The sequence below is a fragment of the Polyangium sp. 15x6 genome (genome assembly GCF_029960785.1).
Classification (GTDB): Bacteria; Myxococcota_A; Polyangia; order Polyangiales; family Polyangiaceae; genus Polyangium.
The window spans coordinates 52,680-73,965 of the sequence record NZ_JASBQE010000012.1 but is presented as its reverse complement, the minus strand read 5'-3'; the positions used below and the strand labels follow the sequence as shown (position 1 = coordinate 73,965).

The following is a 21,286-nucleotide window of genomic DNA, read 5'->3' as shown; positions in this document are numbered from 1 at the left end:
GGGGTGGCGCGGACGCCCAGGTTCTACTGAGACGGAGGGGAGCGATGCGGGTGACCGAGGCGTTGGGGCGGGCGATTGGCGGCGTTTTGTCCCCGATCACGGGGGAGGGGAGTCTTCTCCGGCGTGCGCGGCTCTTCCATCCGGACGGCGTCCTGTTCCGGGCGGACGTGCGGCCGCTCGTGCGCGAGGGCGCCGTGGGAGAGCTCGCGCAGAGGCTCGCGGGGCCCGCGCTCGTGCGGCTGTCGAGCGCGTGGTGGCGTCACGAGAAGGAGCTGCCGGACGCGCTCGGGATCGCGGTGCGATTCTGCGGGCGCACGCCGACGGCGACGTCGGTGGAGGTCTCCGCGAGGGATCAGGACCTGCTCTTCGCGACATTCCAGCACATCTGGTCGCTGCCGCTCGCGCCGCTCACCACGAACGTGCACGACTACCTGGCGAACGAGTACCACGCGATCCTGCCGTTCTACGTGCTCGGGCTCGGTCGCGTGAAGTTCAGGCTCGTGCCGTCGCGGCAGAGGGAGACGCACGGCAGTCGGCGTGAGCGGCTCGAGCGGGCCGTGGCCGCGGGAAACGCGGTGCTGCGGCTCGAGGTCATGCAGACGGGGGCGCTCGGCGTGCGGCTGCGTTCGCCGGAGGAGATTCTGCGGATGTCGCGCTGGCGAGCGGTGGCGTTGATCGATCTGGAGGAGCGATCGCTCGTGGATCAGGAGGCGCTGTCGTTCACGCCGTTCCACGCAGGTCGCGGGATCATGCCGGTCGGGCCGTTCCAGATGATCCGCGCGGCGACGTACGCCGCGAGCCGCGCGGGCAGGAAGGTCGCGTCGATCGCGGGGTAGTCACTCGACGGGAGGCGGGATCGTCCAGCTCGAGTTCTCGGCGTGGCGCGGCTCGTCGTCCTCGGCCGCGCTGCCGAAAAAGTCGGCGATGTCGTGCCTGCGGGCCTCGGCGTCGGCGCGGCCGAGGTCGATGAGCCTGCGCGCGAAGGCGCCGTCGAAGAGCAGGTAACTCGCGAGGTCCGCCTCGGTCGCCTCGCCGACGTCGACGAGCGTGAGCATGCGCCGCGCGAACGCCGGGCCGCCATGGATGTTGCCGCGACGCACGTACTCGGCCGCGAGACGGCCGATGTCCTCGCTCGGGCGCACCACGAGCGAGTGGATGCGGTTGTACGGCATCGTGCCGCGTCGCTCGGCGCTCACGTTGACCTTGTCCAGGAACTCGGTGCCGAACGTGTTCTCCGCGTCCTCGATGATGTGGTTCAAGCGCGTCATCACCTCGAGGTCCGTCTGGATGTGGTCGAGGAGGAACGCGTTCAGGATCTTGCCGAGCAGGAAGGCCGCGCCCGGCGGCTTCTCGTCCTCGGGCATGGTGCTCGGGCCCGTGAGCTCGCGCGAGAGTCCGATCGCGAAGACGTGCGTCGCGCCGAGCCGGATCGCCGGCGCGATGGGCGTGTTCTGCCGGACGCCGCCGTCCATGAAGAGCTCGCGGCCGATGCGGACAGGCGGAAACAAGATGGGGATCGCCGCGGAGGCGAGCGCGTGCAGCGGGCCGATGTGCGCGCCGCGGATGAGCGTGCGCGGCGGCGCCGTCGTGGGGAGCGCGCCGTCGGGGCCGGTCTGCATGAAGATGACCGTGCGACCCGACGCGACCTCGGTGGCCGAGACGCTGAGCGCGCCGAGGTGGCCGCGGCGCAGCGTGCGCGCGATGGCCCGCCACGGGATCTCGCGCTCGACGAGCTTGGCCATCGGCGTGACGTCGAAGACGCCGGCCGCCGCCTTGCCGCCGCCGAGGAGCACGCGCGGGAGGCTCACGGCCTGGCGAAGGCCGAAGCCGAGCACGTCCGGCAGATCGAGCTCGGTCCAGAGGTTCGCGAGGCGGCGGATGCCCGTCGTGGCGTCGCCGAGGTGCGCAGCGAGGAAACACGCGTTGATCGCGCCGACCGAGGTGCCGCAGAGGATGTCGATGCGCGGGACCGCGCCGCGCACGCGGGCGAAATTGTCGAGCACGTACGACAAGACGCCGACCTCGTACGCGCCGCGCGCGCCGCCGCCCGACAGGATCAACGCGACCTTTCGTCGGCTCGCACCCGCTCGCTTCGTGGTCTTCGAACTCATGCCATTCCGCCGCGACTGAGCGGATCCGACCGAGAAGGAAGGTCCGATCCGTCTGCCTCGGACAGAATGCGCTCGACGACGGGTCTTCGCAAGAAGAGCGCGCGGAGGCGAGCATCTCGGACGTACCCGGCGACCTTGCGTACGTGCGTCGCGGCGCGGAGCAGCGCGTCACGAGCACCGCTGGAGCTGCCTTTGCGCAGCGCTTCGATGCAGAGCGCGCGGACCTCGATGCCGTACTCGGAGAAGCTCGTGGCTTCGATCGCGCCGAGCGCCGTGCGAGCGAGCAGGACACCGGTGTGATGCTCGCCCGCGTCGACGCGCGCGGCGGCTTCGATGGCGGTCGCGTGAATGTGGTAGCTCAAAAGACCTTGCGGCTCGGCGAGCTTGCGCGCGGCCTGCGCGTGGACGACGGCCTCCTGCGGGCGATGCTCGGCGCGCGCGAGGAGGGCGCGGACGATGCGCTCGTGCACGGTGTCGTACGCGCTTCCGGTGACGGCCACGAGCGCGCCCGCGTCGCCGCACATCGTGGCGGCTTCGGAGATGATGCCGAGCTCGATGAGGATCTCCGCGGAGCAGAGGAGCGTGTCGGCGCGCGAGTCCTGATCGGCGTAGCGCTCGTGCGCCTCGCGCGCGCGCTTGAGGTAGCTGAGGCCGCGCTCGGTGTCGCCGAGGCGCGCGTAGGCTTGGCCGACGTTGCTGAGCGTCTTGGCGATCTGGAAGCGGCCGCCGATGGCGAGGTCGATGCCGATGGAGGAGAGGCCGAGCGCGATCGCGTCCTCGAAGCGCTCCATGACGAACATGGCGTAGGCGAGGGCGTTCTTCGCGCGCGCTTCGCTGCGGCGCGCACCGACGGCGCGGAAGACCGCGATGGCCTCGGCGTGTGCCGCGGCTGCTTCCTCGACGCGGCCGATGCGTCGGAGCAGGACGCCTTTCGATCGGAGCACCTCGGCGCGCAGGCGCGGCTGGAGCTTGGCAGTGTGCGTGACCTCGAGCGCGCGCTCGCAGGCGTCGATGGCGCCCTGCACGTCGCCGAGATCGCCGAGGATCTCGGCGAGGATCGTGTACGCCTCGACCTCGAGCGCAGGCTGTCGCGCGAGGCGCGCGATCTCGGTGGCGCGCTGCGCGACGGGCAAGCCGCGCGCGAGGTGGCCATCATCGCAGTCGAGGCGCGCGGTGCGGACGAGGGCGAGCGCGACGCCGCGCGCCTTGCCGCTCTGCCGCGCGAGCTTGCGTAACGCTTCGAGGTGCTTGCGGCGCTCGCTCCGGCGGCCGAGGTGCCGGTAGATCGCTTCGAGCGCGGCATGTGCGTTCATGCGGCGCGAATCCTCGGGCGGGAGCAGGGAGAGCGCGCGGAGGTAGTAGCGGAGCGCGAGCTGCTCCTGATGCGTCGCGCGCGCGGCGCCCGCGGCTTCGAGGTACATCTCCGCGGCGGGCACGGCGGCCTCGCCGCGCGCGAGGTGGCGTGCGACGATCGCCGCGGAGAGGCCACGCGCGAGCGGCGTGCGAGAGAGATGCTCGCCGAGCGAGAGGTGCATGCGCGAGCGCTTCGCCGTGTCGAGCGCGAGGTAGGCGACGTCTCGCGCGAGTGGAATGCGGAAATCGACCGATCCGGCGCGCCGATCGCAGAGCCCGCGCGCGCAGAGGCGCGTGATCGCCTCGTCGTCGGGGAGGCGCGCGAGCGCGAGGATGTCGGTCTCCGTCAGCGGGCCTCCGGCGACGGCGAGCCAGTCGACGACGTCGTGCTCGGCGAGCGGCAGCTCACGCAGACGATCACCGATGAGCTGTTCGAGCGTGGAGGGCAGGGCCTCGCTGCGCTCGCCGGGGCGCTCGTGCCGCACGAGCTCGTGGAGGCCTTCGTCGCGCTCGACGATCTCCAGCGTGCCGCGTTCGAGCAACGCGTCGACCATCTCGAGCAGGAAGAAGGGGTTGCCCGCGACGCGCGGGACGAGCTCGCTGCACACGGCCGCGACGCCTTCGCGGACGCCGAGCCGCGCTTCGACGAGGCGCACTTGTTCTTCGGGTTCGAGCCCGCGCAGCTCGATCCGCACGAGGCCCTCGACGTACGGCAGCACGCGCTCGTCGGCGCGGGTCACGAGCACGACGAGGATCGGGAGCGGATCCGGTCTGCGGAGCAGCTCCTTCAAGAGCTCGAGGCTCGCGCGATCGGCCCACTGCAGGCCGTCGACCACGACGACGATCGGCTGCCTGCGCGCGAGCCCGGCGAGCAGGTGGCGTATGCCCTGGACGACGAGGTCGTGGCGGTAGTTGCTCGCGTCCTCTTCCTGGTGATCGCCGTGCTTGCCGGTCACGAGCTCGGCGAGGCGCTGGATCTCGCGCGGCGCGCTCGGGGTGCGGGCGAAGGGGCCGAAGACGTCGCGCAGCGCGCCTTGCGCCTCGTCGAGCGAGTTGTCGAGGTCCATGCCCGTCACGTCGCGCACGACGTCGGCGACGGTGGCGAGGGGCAGCTCCATCTTCACGGGCGAGCACTCGACTTGCACCACGCGCGCGCCACTCGGGAGCTCCGAGAGGAACGTCGAGACGAGCGCGGTCTTGCCGATGCCCATCTCGCCGACGACCACGCGCGCGACGAGCTCGCCGAAGGACCTGCGCGAGAGCGGCGTCGCGTCTCCCGCCTGCGTTTTCGGGCCACTCGGAGATTCCTGCGAGGAGTACGCCTCCGAGGAAGGCGGCGATCCCGGCACGCCGCCGAGCGGCGGCGAGACGGCGCGGTGATACGCGGCGTAGAGGTCCGCCTTCTCGGCGTCGCGTCCGACGAGATCACTCTGGCCGAGCGCGAGCTCCGCCGTACGCTCCTCGCGCGTGAGCAATCGATCGAGCGCGTAGAGGCGCATCTGCGCGGGGACGCGGTGGCCGCCCGTGTCGCCGAGCGTGAGGCTCGGCGCCTCGCCCCAGCGGAAGTCGCGCCGCACGAGGCGGTAGACGCCGCCCGCGACCCACGTCTTGCCGAACGGCGTCGCGGCGCCCACGCGATCCGCGAGCAGATCCGCAGGCTCTTGCAGCGTGTGCCGCACGAGGTGGCCTTGCGGATCACGCTCCCCGGAGGCGATGCCACGCACGATGCCGATCGACGCGCGCAGCGGCGCCGGCAGATCCTCGCTCGCGCCGGCGAGCGCCTCGTGCACGTCGATCGCGAGCGTCGCGGCGTCGGCCGCGGCGCGCGAAGGGTTCGCCATGAGGCCGACGACGGCACGCGCCGACCACAGCGACTCCCACGACCACACCGCGCCGCGCTTGAACGCGATGTCGTCGAGCGTCTGCCGGATCGACGTGCCCATTCGCCGCGCCGCCTGTTTGCCGTGCGCGCTCTCGAGATCGACCGTGCCGTCGATGCGCAGCGTGACGACCGCGACGTGCCGGACCTCGCGGGCGACACGCGTGGGCTTCTCGCCGTTCGTCCCGTCGGACGGCGTCCGCGCGAGCGGCACCGCGGCGAGCGTCGCGGCCTCCGGAGCCTCGCGCGGGCTCGCGAGCGGCAGCTCGAGCTCGCGGCCGAACAGCTCGAGCAGCATCGCCTCGATCGACGCCGAGTCGACGAGCTCCTGCTTCGCCAGCAGCGTGCGCATGATCGCGGCGCTCATGTCGCGCGCGGTCTGGAAGCGGTGCTCCCGCGGGCCCCGCATCGCCTTGAGGACGATGGATTCGAGCTCGGGCGGCACGTCGCTCACGTACGTCGACGGAGGCTGGAACGCGCCCGTCTTCACGGCTTCGAGCAGCGCGTCGTCGTCGAGCTTCCCGTACGGCGATCGGAGCGCGAGCATCTCGTACAGCACGACGCCGAGCGCGTAGACGTCGCCTCTTCGATCGACGCGCTCGCCGCGGGCCTGCTCGGGCGACATGTACCCGAATTTGCCCTTCAGCACCCCGGCCTCCTCGCGGAAGAGGTTTGCGGTCGCGATGCCGAAGTCGGCGATCTTCACCGCGCCTTCGTACGAGAGCAAAATGTTCTGCGGCGAGATGTCGCGGTGGACGATGGCGAGCGGCACGCCGCCCTCGTCCTTGCGCTCGTGGGCGTAGTGCAGGCCCTTGGCTGCCTCGGAGACGATGTATGCCGCGACGAACGGCGGGATCCGCGCGCCGATGCGCTTCGCCGTCGACATGATCTTGCCGAGGTCGAAGCCCTCGACGTACTCCATCGAGAGGAGCAGCCCGTCGTCGCCGTGGTCGCTGAACTCGTAGACCTGGACGATGTTCGGGTGGTTCAGGCGCGTCGCGAGGTGCGCCTCCTCGACGAACATCGAGCGGAACCGCCACGACGAGCCGTGCGCCGGCAGCACGCGTTTGACGACGAGCAGCTTGTACGTGCCCTCGGCGCCGCGCTTCTTGGCGAGGAACACCTCGGCCATGCCGCCTGCGCCGAGGCGGCGCAGGATCTCGAAGTCGGCGAGCTGGTCGGGGTGCATGGCCATCGTTGCGCGCGCCGGGAGACGGACGCCTCGGCTGCATGGTAGCGTCGCGGCCCACTCCCGTGACATCGAGCATGCTACGCCCCACGCCCTTCGCCCGCAGCAAGCGGAAGCTCGCCGTCGGCTTCTCCGCCTTCGCCCTCGCGCTCGTCGCCGTCCCCGCGCTCGCCTTCGCCCAGGCGCCGCCGAGCAAGGGGACCGACATGGAGATCGACCCGGATGCGCCGCCTCCGCCGCCGGCCGAGCCCCCGCCGCTCCCACCCGCGCAGGAGGGCGACTGGGGCGTCGGCGGCTCGGATGACGAGGGGAAATTTGCGCCCTCCGGCAAGACGGGCGCGAAGAAGCGGGAAGAGGATGAGAAGGCGGAGGAGGCGAAGGCCGAGAACTACCGCACGCTCCCGCCGCGCGAAGTCGGCGTCGACATGGTGATCGGCTTCGGTGAGACCCGCGATGTCCTCAGCGATACGAATCCCACCGACGTCACCGTCGCCTCGTTCGTTCCGTACTTCTTCTGGCGACTGAACGAGACGTGGGCGATCGGCGCGCGCGTGCCCTTCGCGACGGGCAGCGTCGACGGCCCGATCGAGAACCCCGTCGACTCGTCCGTGCTCGGCAACATCGAGGTGAGCGTGCACGCGCGCTTCAAGTTGATGCGACGCATGACGTTGCCCGTGAGCCTCGCGATCGCCGTGCCCACCGCGCAGGGCGACATGTTCCCCGAGCAGGACGCGGCAGGCGCGAGGCCGCAGGCGCTCTTGAACCAGGCCGTCGCCGGCGCGCGTGGATGGGAGGAGCAAGCGCCCTACACGCCGAACCGCCTCGGCGCGACGCCGAGCGTCGGCTTCGCTTACGACACGCGCCTGCTGCACTTCGCGGCGAGCACGAAGTTCGAGCTCATGATCAAGACGGGTGGCGGCGCGCCCGAGAGCGAGGCCGCCGGCACGCTGCACTCGCCCGCGTACAACTGGGTGACGAACGCGTCGTTCTTCTACGACTTCCTCGACGGAATGATCTCGCCGGGCCTGCGCGCGTGGCTCGCGGTCTCCCAGCAGCCGGTCACCAAGGGCACGAGCGACTACTCCGGCGCGCAGTTCGTGATCGAGCCCGACGTGAACAGCACGATCCCCGTCGGAAAGTCGCTCGCCGTGCGCGCGGGGCTCGGATTCCTCGTCCCGCTCGGCGGCCCGCTCGGCGGCTCGAATGGCGCGACCATCAACGGTTTCCGTCTTCGCGCCGGCCTCGCGTTCTGACTTCCGGACAAACCCGGAACAACGCCTGCAACAGGCCGCTCGCCGAGTCTGTAAGTCTCGGAAATCAGAGCATAAAACGTCATCGTCCACGCTGGCGGACAACCTCCTCGCAGCTATCGTGCTTCGCCCCGGCTGCAAACCGCCGGCCGTTGCGACCGTTTTGGTCGACTGCGAGCCGGATCGGATGGGTCGGGCGACGAGGTGCGACGCGATGGGATGGCTCTCGAGATTCGAAAAGCGGCTGGGGCGTGTGGTCGGTCCGGTGGTCGTTCTGATCATCGCGGTGACGATCGGTGCCCTCGTCTACTCGCTGCGAGGACCGCGCGAGGGGACGATCTCTTACACCGAGCTCACGCAGATCACGGGATCGCAGGCGATCACCGAGGTGCGCGTGGAGGGTGAACGCTTCTCGATCCGGGGCGCCGACGGTTCTCTTCGCGTTGGCATCGTCGGTGACGAGGAGGCGCGCCACGCGCTCGTCGACAAGTTCGCCGCCGCGGGCATCGCGGTCGAGTACGGCTCGCGCGAGGGCTCGGCGGGCGCGCGCGCGGCGACGGCGCTCGCGCCGATCGCGGTGATGCTCGCGCTCGGCGCCGTCGGCCTCGGCATGCACCGCAGGAAGAGCCGCGCGCACTTCTCGGAGGGCCAGTCGCCCGGCGTCGGCAAGGTCCGCTTCACGGACGTCGCCGGCATGGACGAGGTCAAGGAGGCGCTCGCCGAGACGGTGGAGTTCCTCAAGAACCCCGAGCGCTTCGGTCGCCTCGGCGGACGCGCGCCGCGCGGTGTTCTGCTCACGGGCGAGCCTGGCACGGGCAAGACGCTCCTCGCGCGCGCGGTCGCGACCGAGGCCGGCGTCCCGTTCCTCTCCGCGTCCGGTTCGAGCTTTCAGGAGATGTTCGTCGGTGTCGGCGCCTCCCGCGTTCGCAACCTCTTCGCCGAGGCGCGCCGCGTCTCGCCCTGCATCGTCTTCATCGACGAGATCGACGCCGTCGGCCGCTCGCGCGGGCGCGGCGGGGACTCGGCCTCCGCCGATCACGATCAGACCTTGAACCAGCTCCTCGTCGAGATGGACGGCTTCGATCACACGACGGGCATCGTCGTCATGGCCTCGACGAACCGCGTGGACGTGCTCGATCCGGCGCTCCTCCGCCCCGGCCGCTTCGACCGTCAAGTCGTGGTGCCGCTGCCGGATCTGCGTGGTCGCCGGGAGATCCTCGAAGTGCACGCGCGGCCGATCGCGCTGAAGGAGGACATCGACCTCGCGCACGTGGCGAAGGTGACGCCGGGCTTCTCCGGCGCGGAGCTCGCGAACCTCTTGAACGAGGCGGCGATCCTCGCGGCGCGCAGCGGCGCGGACAAGGTGGACCTCGAGCACATCGACAAGGCGCGTGATCGCGTGCTCATGGGCGAGGAGCGCAAGAGCCTCGTGATGGACGCGGAGGAGCGGCGCGCGACGGCAATCCACGAGGCCGGGCACGTGACGGTGGCGCTCGCGTCGAAGCACGCGGACCCCGTGCACAAGGTGTCGATCCTCCCGCGCGGCCGAGCGCTCGGCGTGACGCAGGCGCTGCCCGAGCGGGATCGGCTGCTCTACACGAAGGAGTACCTCGAGGATCAGATCTGCATGCTCATGGGCGGTCGCGCGGCGGAGATGGTCGTGCTCGGCACGATGACAGCGGGGGCGGCGGACGACATCCAGCGCGCCTCGTCGCTCGCGCGGAAGATGGTGGCGGAGCTCGGCATGAGTGAGCTCGGGCCGATCAACGTGACGGATCATCCGGGCCACGTGACGCACAGCGAGCACCTGCACGCGCGGGTCGACGAGGTCGCGCGCAAGCTCGTCGAGCAGCAGCTCGAGCGCGCCTGCCGCATCGTGCGCGAGACGCGTGACGGCGTCCTCCTCCTCTCCGAGCGCCTGCTCGAAGAGGACACGCTCGTCGGCGAAGCGATCGTCGCGTGCTTCGCGAAGCACGCCGATCACGCCGAGGCAGCGCCCGCGGAGCTCGTGGCTTCCGCCTGAAACGTACGTCCCTCCTTCGGGCATGCGGAGTTGCTCGGCGCTTGCCGGGCCCTCCGCGCAGCGAGATCCTTCTCCGCATGCCCCAACCCTCACAGCGCTACACCGTTCGACGCGGCGATACCCTCGGGCGTATCGCCGCGCGCTTCGAGATCTCGGTCGGGGCACTCGTCGACGCGAACGCGGCCACGTACCCGAGTCTGCGCACGAATCCGGGCTTCGTGCAGATCGGATGGGAGCTCGAGATCCCCACGGAGGGCGGGCCGAACGACGGCATCCTGTTCGTCGGGATGAACCCGGGCGCGGTCGTCGAGCACCGCGCGCTCGTGAGGACCGGGGCGGACGTGGTGCCCGTGCTCGACTCGCCCGAGGGCGATGATCGACTGCGCGTGGCGGGCGTGGTGCACGATCTCTCGACCGAGGAGGGCGCGCTCGGTTTCGCGCGGACGCTCGCGCTGCCGCCGGATCAGACCGCGGCGATCGCGCGCGTGCTCGAAGGCACGCCGCCGGACGCGCGGGACGAGCTCGGCCGGATCGCCGAGGTCTGGGCCGAGGCGGAGAAGGGGCGCTCGATCCCCGCGCGACTCGTGCTCTCCGGGCACAGCGTGGGCGCGGGCGTGTGGGGCGACGAGAACGGCACGCTCACGCTCGACGCGCTCGGCGATCTCGCGACGGCCATGCCCCGCGCGGCGCGCGCGATCGAGGACGTGCACGTCGCGGGCTGTTACTCGGGCGGTCGGTACGCGCTCCTTCGCGTGCAGGCGATCTTCCCGCACGTAGCGACGATCTGGGCCTACGCAGGATCGGCGCCCGGCGCGGAGAGCGGAGCGACGATTCACGAGACGCTCTGGGAGCGCGCCACGCGGGGGCGCGCGGAGACGATCGATCGTTCGATCGCGGAAGATACGCGCAAGGGCGAGAGCGTCGTCGTCTGGAGCCGCGTCACGGGTCTCGATGACGGCAACGCAGCGCGACCGCTCGAGTCGCTGCGCATCGACCTCGCATACTTCGAACCGCTCCAGGCGCTTTACGACAGCGGCGACCTCGTCGTGGACGATCCATACTCCGGGCAGCTCCGCGACTACTACGACGCGCTGCAGGCGCTCCTCGCGCACCCCGACGTTCCCGCGGACGAACGCGCCGTGCTCTCGGCGCGGCGCGATCACACGGTTCGCCTGCTCTACTACGGCAGGACCGTCGCGCCTCGGTTCGCAGCACACCACGCCGCGGTGATCCGCGACGGATACCGGAGCCTCGGCCTACCTGCCGTCGACTACCGCGTGCTCTCGCGCCGTGACGCGCTCGCGCAGATTGAAGCGTTCTCGAACCGCGCCCGTGCAGCCGGCGCGCCCGAGGCCGCGGTCGTGCTCGCGGACCTGCTCGAACGCGGCCTGCGCGACCTGGATCCTGCGGTGATCCCCGACGGCTGGGTCTAGCTGCTGGGCTTCGCGGAGGGCGGTGCCGCGGCGGGTTGCTCCGCGGGCGGCGGCGTCGAGAGCGGGCTCCGCGTGGAGAGCGCGCGCATCCATGCCGTGATCGTCTCGCTCGCGGGCGCGGGCCAGCCCATGCGGCTGAACCTGCGCAGGAGCTCGGGCGTGTGATCACCGGTGCGGCTCGGATCCTGGAACGTCTTGCGCGCCTGATCGAGCTCGTGCGCAGCATCCTGGAACCGGCCCTCGTGGTAGGCGAGCCACGCCCGCGTGAGCGCGAGGTGCTGCTTCGGCTCGGCTTCGGCGAGACCCGTGGCCTCGCACTCGGCGAGCGCCGCGCGCGCGACCTCCGCTTGTCCACGTTCGAGCGCGATCTGCGCGACGATGATCTTGATCTCGACCTGACCCCACGGATCGGCGAGCCGATCGAAGAGCGCCGTCGCGGCGCGCGCGTGCGCGTCCGCCATGTCGAGCTGACCTGCGTCGAACGCGGTCATCGCGAGCAGACGCTCGCACGCGCCTTCGCCGCGCGGGTTGCCGAGGTCGCGGAAGCTCCGGCGCGACAGGAGCGCCACCCGTCGCGCTTCTTCGAGCCGACCTTCGCGATGATCCGAGTGCGCGAGCGTGACGTCGCACTGGGCCATGCCGAGGCGATAGCCGATCGCGTCGAACTCGGCGCGCGCCGTGCGGAGGAGCGCGCGCGCCTTCTCGGGCGAGCCGCCGGACTGCTCGACGAAGCTGTGCAGCACGAGGCACTGCGCGTGGCCGAGGCGATCGCCGACGGCCTGGAACTTGGGCCCTGCGCTCTCGAGGATGCGGGCCGCTTCGAGGTGATCGCCGAGCAGGAAATCGATTTCCCCGATGATCACCTCGCAGAGTGCTTGCCCGTGTGTGTCGCCGAGCGACCGGAACATCTCGAGCGCCTTCGCCACGAGCTTGCGCCCTTCGGCGGGCGCGGCGAGATCACTCGCGGCGTGGCCGAGGAGCCGGAGACACGCGGCCTCGCTCTCGGGATCCCCCGCTTCGTGGAAGAGCCTGCGGGCCTCTTCGGCCTCGCGCCGGCAGTCTTCGAGCCTGCCCGCGTGCCGCAGCGCCTCGGCGCGCCACCTGCGATGCCGCGCGAGCTGCAAACCTTCGAGCCGACCGTCGAGGAGTGACAGATCGCGCAGCGTCGCTTGCACGTCGCGCTTGCGCCCCCACGACTCGGCGATCGAGCGGTGCAAGAGCTCCGCGGCGACGTTCACGTCGCCGGCGCGGACGAGGTTCATCACGCGGTGACGCACGATGCGCCGACTGCCCGCGTCGGGGTGATGCGCGAGCGCGTTCGCGGCGGCGCGCAGGACCGCGGCCGCGTCGGGCTGCGCGAAGAGCTGCCCGAGCAGGTGCTCTTGCAAGAGCGCGTGCGGCCATCGCAGGCGCTCTTCGCCGGACGCGAGCAGGATCTGCGCGCGCTTCATCGCGGCCACGGCGCGCTCCGCGTCCACGCCGAGCGCCCCGAGCTCGAGCCGCAGCACGTCCTCGCGGATGTCGCCGCCGAGCGCCGCCGCCGCGCGCGCGCCGCGCCGGAGATCTTCGGGGATCGCGCGCAGCCGCTCCTCCCAGAGCTCGGCCGTCGTGGCTGCGCGCATCGCGAGCTTCGCTTCGGGCACCACGTACCGCCCGTCACGCAGCTCGATGTGCCCGCCCGTCGCCCATGCGTGGACGATCTGCAGCGCGAACAGCGGGTTGCCCTTGCTGCGTTGCGCGGCCTCGACCACGGCCGCCTCGTCGAGCGGCAACGTCTCGCGGAGGAGCGCGTGCGTCTGCGTCGGGTCGAGCGGCTCGAGCGTCAGGCGATCGCCGCCGAGCTCGCGCAAGAGCCACTCGACCCACTCGCGCGCGACCGGGTCCGTCATGATCGCCTCGTCGCGCACGGTGCCGACGATGAGCAGCCTGAGGCCTGGCGTCTCGCGGTGGAGCCGCGCCATCCCCTCGAACGTCGTCGGCGAGCCGTGATGCAGATCGTCGAGCATCAAGAGGAGCGGACGGTTCTTGGCGATCTTCTGCAGCGCGTACTGCATCACGCGCCACCGCGTCTCGGAGGAGAGCGCGAAGCGTTTGCCCGTCGGGCCGATCGCGTCGCCTTGCGACGAGGGCCGGATCCACTCGGCCGTCGCGGCGACCCACATCTTGCCTTCGTCGTCGTCGGGCGCGACCTCCCACTGGTTCAGGAGGACCTTCTCGACGACGTCGCGCCCTTCGCGCTCGAGCCGGTAGTGCTGCACGATCGCGCCGACCACACCGTCGAGCGGCGCGGCGATCTTCCGGTACCGCGCGCGCAGCGGCACCACCAGCCCGCGCTCGTGCACCTCCTCGCAGAGCCACTCGGCGAGGCGCGACTTGCCCACGCCGGCTTCACCCGAGAGCAACAAGAAGCGGTGCTCGGGGTTCTCCGACGTGGCGATCTGGTTCGCCACGTCGAGCAGGCGCGAGCGCTCCGCCGCGCGCGCGACGAAAGGGCTCGGCCGCAGCCCGAGCAGGCCCGTCGTGGTCACCTGCGAGTCGAGGTAGTTGCTCTCGACGACCAGCGGCGAGTCGCGCAGCGGCATGGACATCGGCGGCGCGGCCGAAGGTCTCGGCGTCGCCGTCGGGTCTCCGCCGCGCGGCCGCATGCGCCAGAGGAGCGCGCGCGCGTCGGCCGCGAAATCGAAGCGCTGCCACGGTCGCTTGTTCATGAGGCGCCGCACGAGCGGCACGATGTCCGGCGGGATGCCCGGACGGAGCGGCACCTCGGGCAGCGGCGAGCTCTTGTGCTTCGCGAGCAGCTCCTCGTCCGTGCCTTCGTACGGCTCGCGGCCCGCGAGCATCGTGAACAGGACGCAGCCGAGCGAGTAGAGGTCCGTCGACGGACCCACGTGCGGCGCGGCGTAACGGATCTGCTCCGGCGCCATCCACCCCGGCGTGCCTGCGCCCCAGCGGATCGTCGGCTTCGAGACGGGCGAGCCGTCGAGCCTGTGATCGACGCGATCCTGCATGAGCCACGCGAGCCCGAGATCGAGCACGTGCACCGTCGGCGGCTCCGTGTCGTCGTGCGGGATGTCGACGAGGATGTTCGAGGGCTTGAGATCCCCATGGATGACGCCGCGCGCGTGCGCGTGTGCGAGCGCCGCGAGCACGTCGTCGGTGATCTTCCAGATGAGCGGCCACGGCAGACCGCCTTCCTCTTGTGCGAGGTAGAGCCACTCGTGCAGCGAGCGGCCCGGCACGGCATCCATCACGAGGAACGGCGTGCCGTCGGCGAGCGCGCCGAAGTCACGCGCGCGCACGATGCACGGGTGCGAGAGCGCCGCGAGCGCGCGGGCCTCCTCGTGGAACCACCACGCTTCCTCGGCGCGTGGCCGCGCCCCCGGTCGGCTCAGGACCTTCACGGCCACGCGATCGTCGGCCACGAGATCGCGGCACAGGTAGACGACCCCCATGCCGCCACGCCCGAGCTCCCTCCGAACCTGGTACCGTCCGGCCAGAATCTTGCCGATCGTGCCGGTTTGCTCGCTCATCGGACGGGCGACTATATCGCGCCCCTGGCCGCTCGGCACAGCGACGAGACGGCTTGTTTTCACGCCCGATCTGTCAACCTCGATCCAACAATGCTACGTTACGGAACATGTCGAACACGGTGAGGCTGCTCGCGTTCGCGGGGGCGCGGGACGTGCTCGGTGCGTCGGAGCTCGTCTTTCCGCTCGACGCGCCGTGCACCGCGGAGGAGCTTCTTCACCACGTTTGCAGCCGTTTTCCCGCGCTCGTTCCTTATCGGCGATCGATCCGCGTCGCGGTGAACGGCGCGTATGCGCGACCCGACGAGGAGGTCCGGTCGGGGGACGAGGTCGCGTTGATCCCGCCCGTCGCGGGAGGATGAGGCGGTGGCGGTGGTGAACGATCCGACGGTCGAGAAACGGCGATCCTTGCCGATGCTCGGCGCGCGCTCGCTCGTGCCGACGCGCGTTTCGGCCGGCCCGCCGCCGCGCAGCGTGCGTGTCTCCGTGACCGATCGGTGCGACTTCGCCTGCACGTACTGCCGGCCCTCGCGGAACGATGGCTACGCGGACGGTCGCCTCATGACGCCGGCGTGGAAGACCATGTTCGAGGCGCTGCGGCGCGCGGGCGTACGCCGCGTGCGGCTCACGGGTGGCGAGCCCCTCGTGCATCCCGAGATCGTCTCGATCGTCGCGCACCTCTCCTCGCTCGGCTTCGAGGACCTCGCGCTCACCACGAACGCCTCGCAGCTCGCGCGCCTCGCTCGGCCGCTGCGCGACGCGGGGCTGCATCGCGTGAACGTCTCGATCGACACACTCGACCCCGTTCGTTTTCGCGAGGTCACGCGCGGCGGCGATCTCGACGCCGTCCTCGCGGGCATCGACGCCGCGATCGAAGCGGGGTTCTCTCCGATCAAGCTGAACACCGTCGTCCTGCGCGGCGTGAACGACGACGAGCTCGAGCGCATCTTGCTCTGGGCCTGGGAAAAACGGATCTTGCCGCGGTTCCTCGAGGTCATGCCGATCGCCGAGGGAGCCAAGCTCGTGGCCGATCACCTCGTCACGGCGTCCGAGATGCGCCGGGCGCTCGCCGCGCACCTCCTCCCCGAGGAGGCCGTCACCGATCCGGGCCTCGGCCCCGCGAAGTACGTGCGCGCGCGCCACGATCCGGCGCTGCGCGTCGGGTTCATCACGGGCACGAGCGACACGTTCTGCGAGACCTGTGATCGCCTGCGCGTCTCGTCGACGGGCGTCCTGCGTCCTTGCCTCGCCACGGACGACGGCGTCGACGCAGGAGCGCCTGCGCGCGCGGGCGATGCGGAGGCGATCGTCGAGCACATCGGGCTCGCCTGGTCGATGAAGCCCGACGGCACGATCTGGAAGGGTTGCACCGAGGAGACCGCCGCGGGCGTGTCCATGCGCGCGATCGGCGGATAGGATTCGGCCTCCGTGAACGAAGTATTTTCATTCGAAGCCGAAGAGATCGGGCCCGCGCTGGATCTCGTTCCTCTCGCTGCGCGACGCGCACTCGATCACGCCGGGCTCCGGCTGCCGCTCGAAGGCTGGCGCTCCCTCGCGTTCGAGGAGCGACGGCGGATCACGCGCGCCGGCGCCGAGGCCGTCGTCGACGTGGCGACTGTCAACGAGATCGTGCAGCAGGCCCACCCTCCTGCACTCCCGATGCCACTCGCCGCGGATCCGAGCCCGGATCACCTGCCCGAAGGCCTGCGTGAGGCTTTGCCGGCAGATCGATCGATCGACGCGCGCACGTGGGCCTCGCTCTCGGGCCTCGCTCGTTTTTCTCTCGTGCACTGCCTCCGCCGCGCGGCAAAGCGCAGCGATCCGACGATCCTCTCGGCCGCGCTCGACGTCCTCGTCCCGCGCGCTGCTGCGCACGCGACCGATGCGACGAGCCTCTCCTCGCACCTCGGTCCTCGCGGGGATGTCCGGATGGTCGACGTCGCCGAGAAGCCGCCGACGCAGCGGCGCGCGGTCGCCGTCGCGCGCGTGCGCATGCGGCCCGAGACCGCCGCTCGCCTCGCGCGTGGCGACACGCCGAAGGGCGAGGTGCTCGCGACGGCGCGAATCGCCGGCATCATGGCCGCCAAGCGCACGCCGGAGCTCATCCCGATGTGTCACGCGATCGCCCTGACGCACGTGGCCATCGCGCTCGACGTCGACGAGGCCGCCGCGCGCGTTTCGATCACGGCGAGCGCCGAGGCCACGGACAGGACCGGCGTGGAGATGGAAGCGATGGTGGCCGCGTCGGTCGCCGCGCTCACGCTGTACGACATGCTCAAGGGCATCGATCGCGAGATGGTCGTCGAGGACGTGATGCTGGTGGAGAAGAGCGGTGGTCGATCGGGACACTTCCGGAGGTCGCCGTGAGCGCGACGCGTATCCGCCGCGAGGCGCTCTCGCTCGACGAGATCATCCAGATCGTGGCGCGCCCCGAGGCGGGCGCGATCGCCACGTTCCTCGGCGTCGTTCGCAACACGAACGACGGCCGCGCCGTGAGCCTGCTCGAATACGAGGCCTACGGCACCATGGCCGAGGCTGAGCTCCAGCGGATCCTCGAAGAGATCGAGCGTGAGATTCCGGGCGTTCGTGTCGCAGCCACGCACCGCATCGGCGCGCTCCACGTCGGCGACGTCGCCGTCGCATGCGCCGCGAGCGCCCCGCATCGCGGCGAGGCGTTCCGCGCGTGTCGCGAGCTCATCGATCGCATCAAGGCCAGGCTCCCGATCTGGAAACGCGAGCACGGCCCCGACGGGCCTTACTGGGTCGGCTGGGAGGACGCGCGCTGCGCGCCCGACCACGGCGAACACGGACATCACGCGCACGCGCACCACGGCCGCGCGCACGACGAGAAGCGCTGACCTCAGAACGCGTCGATCCGGATTGCTTCGAGCTCGCTCCCGTCCTCGACGCTCCCTTGGCTCGCGGGCACCACCACGAGCACCTCCGCCTCGGCAAAACTCGTCACCGCGCCCGACGCCTGATTCGGCAGGATCCGCGCGCGCATCGGCCCCGTGCCCGGCTCGATCCGCGCGCGGACGAACTCCTCGCGGCCCGGCGTACGCTCGTACGAGCCCACCACCACCACGCGCTCGCGCTGCGGGAGCGGCGCCGGGTCACCTTGCAACGCTCGCACGAGCGGCGCTCCGAAGAGCAGCCACGTGAGCGACGCGCTCGCGGGATTGCCGGGCAACCCGAGCACATGCGTGTCCCCGGCGCGGCCCACGGCGATCGGCTTTCCCGGCTTGATGGCCACGCGCCAGAAATCGAGCGTCACGCCGGCCGCTTCGAACGCGGGCCGCATCACGTCACGATCCCCGACGCTCACGCCGCCGATCGTCACCACGAGATCACTTCCGCGCAGCGCCTCCACGACCGCCGCGCGCGCGACGTCGAGGTCGTCCGGCACGTACGCGCCCACGCGCGCGATCGCCCCGATCTGACAGGCTGCAGCCGCGACGAACACGCCGTTCGACTCGGCGATCGATCCGGGTTTGCCCGGCTCGCCCGGCGATCGCAGCTCGTCGCCCGAGCACAGGATCGTCACCACGGGCCGCTGCGCGACGAGCACGAAAGGACGATCGAGCGCCGCCGCGAGAGCCGCGTGACCCGGCCTCATCCGCGTGCCCCGCGCGATCGCCACCGCGCCCTCCGCGAGATCGGATCCACGTCGACGGATCCACGCGCCCGCTCGTGGCGCCTCGCGGATCACGATCACGTCGCCGCGCCGCTCGACGTTCTCCTGCATGATCACGGTATCCGCGCCCTCGGGCAGTCGCGCGCCCGTGAAGATCCGGCACGCGCTCTTCGGCGCGAGCGCGGGCCTCTCGCCGCCAGCCGAGCTCTCGCCGACCACGGGCAACTCGAACGGCCCGCCTCCCTCGACATCCGCGGCGCGCACCGCGTAGCCATCCATCGAGCTGTGATCGAACGCCGGCATCGGCGCGCGCGCGACGAGGTCCTCCGCGAGCACGCGCCCGGCGGCCTGATCCACGCTCACGCGCTCCTTGCCCACGGACTTCGCGGCGGCGAGCAGACGCGCGAGAGCGTCGCGATACGAAAGCATCAGTGCTTCCTCCCATGCTTGCCGTGAGCATGGCCGTGCGCGGCGTGTTTCCCGCCTCGCCCGGACGCCAGCGCGATCGCGTGGGCCAGCGTCGGTGCGAGCAGCGCATCGACCGCGAGCTCGACGGCGCTCGGGCTGCCTGGCAGCGCCGCGATCACCTTGCCTCGCACCACGCCGGCGATGGCGCGCGACAGGATCGCGCGGGGCCCGATCTGATCCCACGAGAGCCTGCGGAACGCCTCGCCGAAGCCGTCGATCGTCTTGTCGAGCATGGGCGCGATCACCTCGATCGTCCGGTCCCGCGGCGCGATCCCCGTCCCGCCCGTCAGCACGATCGCGTCGGCCGCGTCCGCGTCGCAGACGTAGTGGATCGCCTCGCGGAGCTCGTCCGGCTCCTCCCGCAGGATCGCGTGCGAGACGACGGTAAAACCCGCCGCCCGCAGGCGATCGACGAGCACGCGGCCGCCCACGTCGTCGCTCGGCGTGCGCGTATCGCTGAGGGTGAAGGTGGCGACCTTGAAGACCTCGGGTTTTTCGTTGGTGCTCATAAATTCAACGACTCCTCGGCTCGATGACGACCGAGCGGTGCGGCATCGTGAGCGCCTCTTCCATGGGGCCCGGATCGAAATCGAAGTGCCGCTGCCGGAGCGGCCGCTCGGGGAACAGCAGGCGCAGGCGTACGTGCGGCGGCGCTGTCGGGGGCTTCTCGGGCGAAAAGAGCGTGCGCGCGATCTTCCCGCCGGGAAATGGCGAGATCACCGTGATGTCCGTCGCCCCGCGCGCCACGAGCGTGTCGATGAGCGTGTTGTCCGCGGCGCCTCCGTCGAGGTGCACGTCTCCGTCGAGCCGCGGCACACGCGCGTACACGACCGGGATGAAGCACGACGCCACGAGCACGTCGTGCATGTCGCGCCGCTCGTGGTTCGAGTGCACGACGAGCGCGTCCTTCCTCCCCGCAAAGAAGCGCCGCGCGTGTGTGGTCGCCACGAGCAGCTCCGTCTCCGTCCCGTGGAGCTTCTTCTCGGGCAAGAAGCGCTCGAGCGCGCCGCGCAGCACCGCGCTCATCCCGAACGGGCTCCACTCGCTTTGCAGGTAGCGCCGCGACACGACGGGCGTCTTTGCCATCGACCGCCAGAGGTCCGGTCCCGCGGCCGCGAGGCCCGCGACGAGCGCCGCGCCGGAGATGGATCCCGACGAGGCTCCCGCCACGAGATCGAAGCGCTCGCCCGCGGCCACGAGGCGCGAGAGCACGCCGAACTGGAACGCCGCCCGGCAGGCGCAGCCGGGCAAGGACAGCGCTCGCACGCCGAGGTCTTATCAGAGCCCGTGTTCGACGTCACCCTTCGCCGGGGCGGCGGCCTTCGGCGCGGAAGCGTGAGGCTTGCTGCGCGCGTCCATGGCGTCGGCGCGCGCGCTGCGCTACGCACGTCCGCGTGGCAGAGCCGCTGATCCCCTACATCACGCTCCCCGAGATCCCGCTCGGTTTCCTGCTCGACGTCCCCGTCCTGGGCAAGCTCTTCGACCCGGCGCATCCGCCGTCGATCAAGCCGTTCGGCACGCTCGTCGCGCTCGGCGTCTACATCGGCTCGGTCATCACGATGCACCGCGCGAAGGAGCGCAACCTCGACACGAAGAAGATGAACGAGTTCATCTTCTGGGTCGTCGCCGCGGGGTTCATCGGCGGGCACGTCCTCGACGCGATCTTCTACCACCCGCAGCGCGTCGCTCGTGATCCGCTCTACCTGCTGATGCTCTGGGATGGCCTGTCGAGCTACGGCGGCTTCATCGGCGCGATCATCGGCTGCTTCGCGTACAAGTTCATCAAGCGCGAGAAGGTCCTCGCGTACGCGGACGTCGTCGTCGCGACCTTCCCGATCGCCTGGATCTTCGGTCGGGCCGGTTGCTCCGTCGTGCACGATCACCCGGGCCGCCTCTCCGACGCGTGGTTCGCGGTTCGTTACCCGATGGGCAGCGGCTGGGTCGGCCGCTACGACCTCGGCCTCTACGAGTTTTTCCTGACCATCCCGCTCGCGATCATCGTGACGCTGCTCTGGCGTCGCGGCCCGCGGCTGCCGGGCTACTTCACCGGCGTCATCTGCATGGCGTACGCGCCCGTGCGCTTCGTGCTCGACTTCTTCCGCGAGGAAGAGGGCGCGAGCATGCTCGGCGGCGATCCGCGGTACGGCGGCCTGACGCCCGCGCAATGGGCCTGCTTCGGCCTCTTCGCGATCGGCGCCTACTTCACGTTCGTGCTCGCCAAGGACAAGACGGCGGCGCCCACGGACGGCGGGCCGCCCGCGGCTGGCAAGAAGAAGCGCAAGAAGAAGGCTCGCCCCGTGGAGAACACGGCTGCGGACGAGAGCAGTGAAAGCAGCGAGAGCGGGGCGACGGGTCAGGAGAGCTGAGGGGCGGAGCGTGCGTCGCTCGACGCGATCCACGGCGTTCGTGGCTCGCGTCG

15 protein-coding genes are annotated in these 21,286 nt (G+C 71.0%); 9 read left to right on the top strand and 6 right to left on the bottom strand.

The window, feature by feature from the left end:
- Positions 1-44: 44 nt before the first annotated feature.
- A complete protein-coding gene (locus QHF83_RS11750; protein ID WP_282417882.1) occupies positions 45-836 on the top strand; it encodes a hypothetical protein in 792 nt (263 codons plus the stop codon).
- Here the strand turns inward: QHF83_RS11750 and QHF83_RS11745 are convergent, their stop codons facing one another.
- On the bottom strand, positions 837-2,111 hold the full coding sequence (locus QHF83_RS11745; RefSeq protein ID WP_282417881.1) for a patatin-like phospholipase family protein: 1,275 nt from the start codon (positions 2,109-2,111) through the stop codon (positions 837-839).
- Positions 2,108-6,532 (bottom strand): serine/threonine-protein kinase, encoded by a 4,425-nt coding sequence (locus QHF83_RS11740; protein ID WP_282417880.1) that lies wholly within the window; start codon positions 6,530-6,532, stop codon positions 2,108-2,110. The genes QHF83_RS11745 and QHF83_RS11740 overlap by 4 nt, the downstream gene beginning before the upstream one ends.
- Positions 6,533-6,609: 77 nt before the next feature.
- Here QHF83_RS11740 and QHF83_RS11735 point away from each other — a divergent pair, with 77 nt between their 5' ends.
- The 3 genes from QHF83_RS11735 (at position 6,610) to QHF83_RS11725 (ending at position 11,238) form a co-directional block, all read left to right on the top strand.
- The gene (locus QHF83_RS11735; protein ID WP_282417879.1) at positions 6,610-7,785 is read left to right on the top strand and encodes a hypothetical protein; all 1,176 of its coding nucleotides are present in this window, start codon (positions 6,610-6,612) and stop codon (positions 7,783-7,785) included.
- A gap of 211 nt (positions 7,786-7,996) precedes the next feature.
- Positions 7,997-9,805, top strand: a complete 1,809-nt coding sequence (gene ftsH, locus QHF83_RS11730; protein ID WP_282417878.1) for an ATP-dependent zinc metalloprotease FtsH — start codon at positions 7,997-7,999, stop codon at positions 9,803-9,805.
- Positions 9,806-9,882: 77 nt separating this feature from the next.
- Positions 9,883-11,238 (top strand): LysM peptidoglycan-binding domain-containing protein, encoded by a 1,356-nt coding sequence (locus tag QHF83_RS11725; RefSeq protein WP_282417877.1) that lies wholly within the window; start codon positions 9,883-9,885, stop codon positions 11,236-11,238.
- Here QHF83_RS11725 and QHF83_RS11720 read toward each other — a convergent pair.
- Complete coding sequence (locus QHF83_RS11720) at positions 11,235-14,768, bottom strand: protein kinase (RefSeq protein WP_282417876.1); 3,534 nt, start codon at positions 14,766-14,768, stop codon at positions 11,235-11,237. The two genes, QHF83_RS11725 and QHF83_RS11720, sit on opposite strands and share 4 nt — an antisense overlap.
- A 107-nt stretch (positions 14,769-14,875) precedes the next feature.
- On the opposite strand from QHF83_RS11720, the gene QHF83_RS11715 reads away from it, so the two are divergent.
- Genes QHF83_RS11715 through QHF83_RS11700 form a run of 4 tightly spaced genes read left to right on the top strand, consistent with a single transcriptional unit; the run spans position 14,876 to position 17,623 of the window.
- Entirely contained in the window at positions 14,876-15,127 is a 252-nt protein-coding gene (locus tag QHF83_RS11715) for a MoaD/ThiS family protein (protein WP_272423538.1), read from the top strand.
- Between the two features lie 4 nt (positions 15,128-15,131).
- Positions 15,132-16,181 (top strand): GTP 3',8-cyclase MoaA, encoded by a 1,050-nt coding sequence (gene moaA / locus QHF83_RS11710; RefSeq protein ID WP_282417875.1) that lies wholly within the window; start codon positions 15,132-15,134, stop codon positions 16,179-16,181.
- 12 nt (positions 16,182-16,193) lie between these two features.
- Entirely contained in the window at positions 16,194-17,132 is a 939-nt protein-coding gene (gene moaC / locus QHF83_RS11705; protein WP_282417874.1) for a cyclic pyranopterin monophosphate synthase MoaC, read from the top strand.
- Positions 17,129-17,623: a molybdenum cofactor biosynthesis protein MoaE gene (locus QHF83_RS11700; protein WP_282417873.1), complete on the top strand. Its 495-nt coding sequence runs from the start codon at positions 17,129-17,131 to the stop codon at positions 17,621-17,623. The genes moaC and QHF83_RS11700 overlap by 4 nt, the downstream gene beginning before the upstream one ends.
- A gap of 2 nt (positions 17,624-17,625) precedes the next feature.
- Here the strand turns inward: QHF83_RS11700 and glp are convergent, their stop codons facing one another.
- From glp to QHF83_RS11685, 3 genes are read right to left on the bottom strand one after another with little or no spacing between them, the layout of a single operon-like run.
- Positions 17,626-18,828 (bottom strand): gephyrin-like molybdotransferase Glp, encoded by a 1,203-nt coding sequence (gene glp / locus QHF83_RS11695; RefSeq protein ID WP_282417872.1) that lies wholly within the window; start codon positions 18,826-18,828, stop codon positions 17,626-17,628.
- Positions 18,828-19,376, bottom strand: a complete 549-nt coding sequence (locus QHF83_RS11690) for a MogA/MoaB family molybdenum cofactor biosynthesis protein (protein ID WP_282417871.1) — start codon at positions 19,374-19,376, stop codon at positions 18,828-18,830. Before QHF83_RS11690 ends, glp begins: the two co-directional genes overlap by 1 nt.
- A 4-nt stretch (positions 19,377-19,380) precedes the next feature.
- Entirely contained in the window at positions 19,381-20,133 is a 753-nt protein-coding gene (locus QHF83_RS11685) for a patatin-like phospholipase family protein (protein ID WP_282417870.1), read from the bottom strand.
- Positions 20,134-20,261: 128 nt separating this feature from the next.
- On the opposite strand from QHF83_RS11685, the gene QHF83_RS11680 reads away from it, so the two are divergent.
- The gene (locus QHF83_RS11680) at positions 20,262-21,233 is read left to right on the top strand and encodes a prolipoprotein diacylglyceryl transferase family protein (protein WP_282417869.1); all 972 of its coding nucleotides are present in this window, start codon (positions 20,262-20,264) and stop codon (positions 21,231-21,233) included.
- The last annotated feature ends 53 nt before the right edge of the window (positions 21,234-21,286 follow it).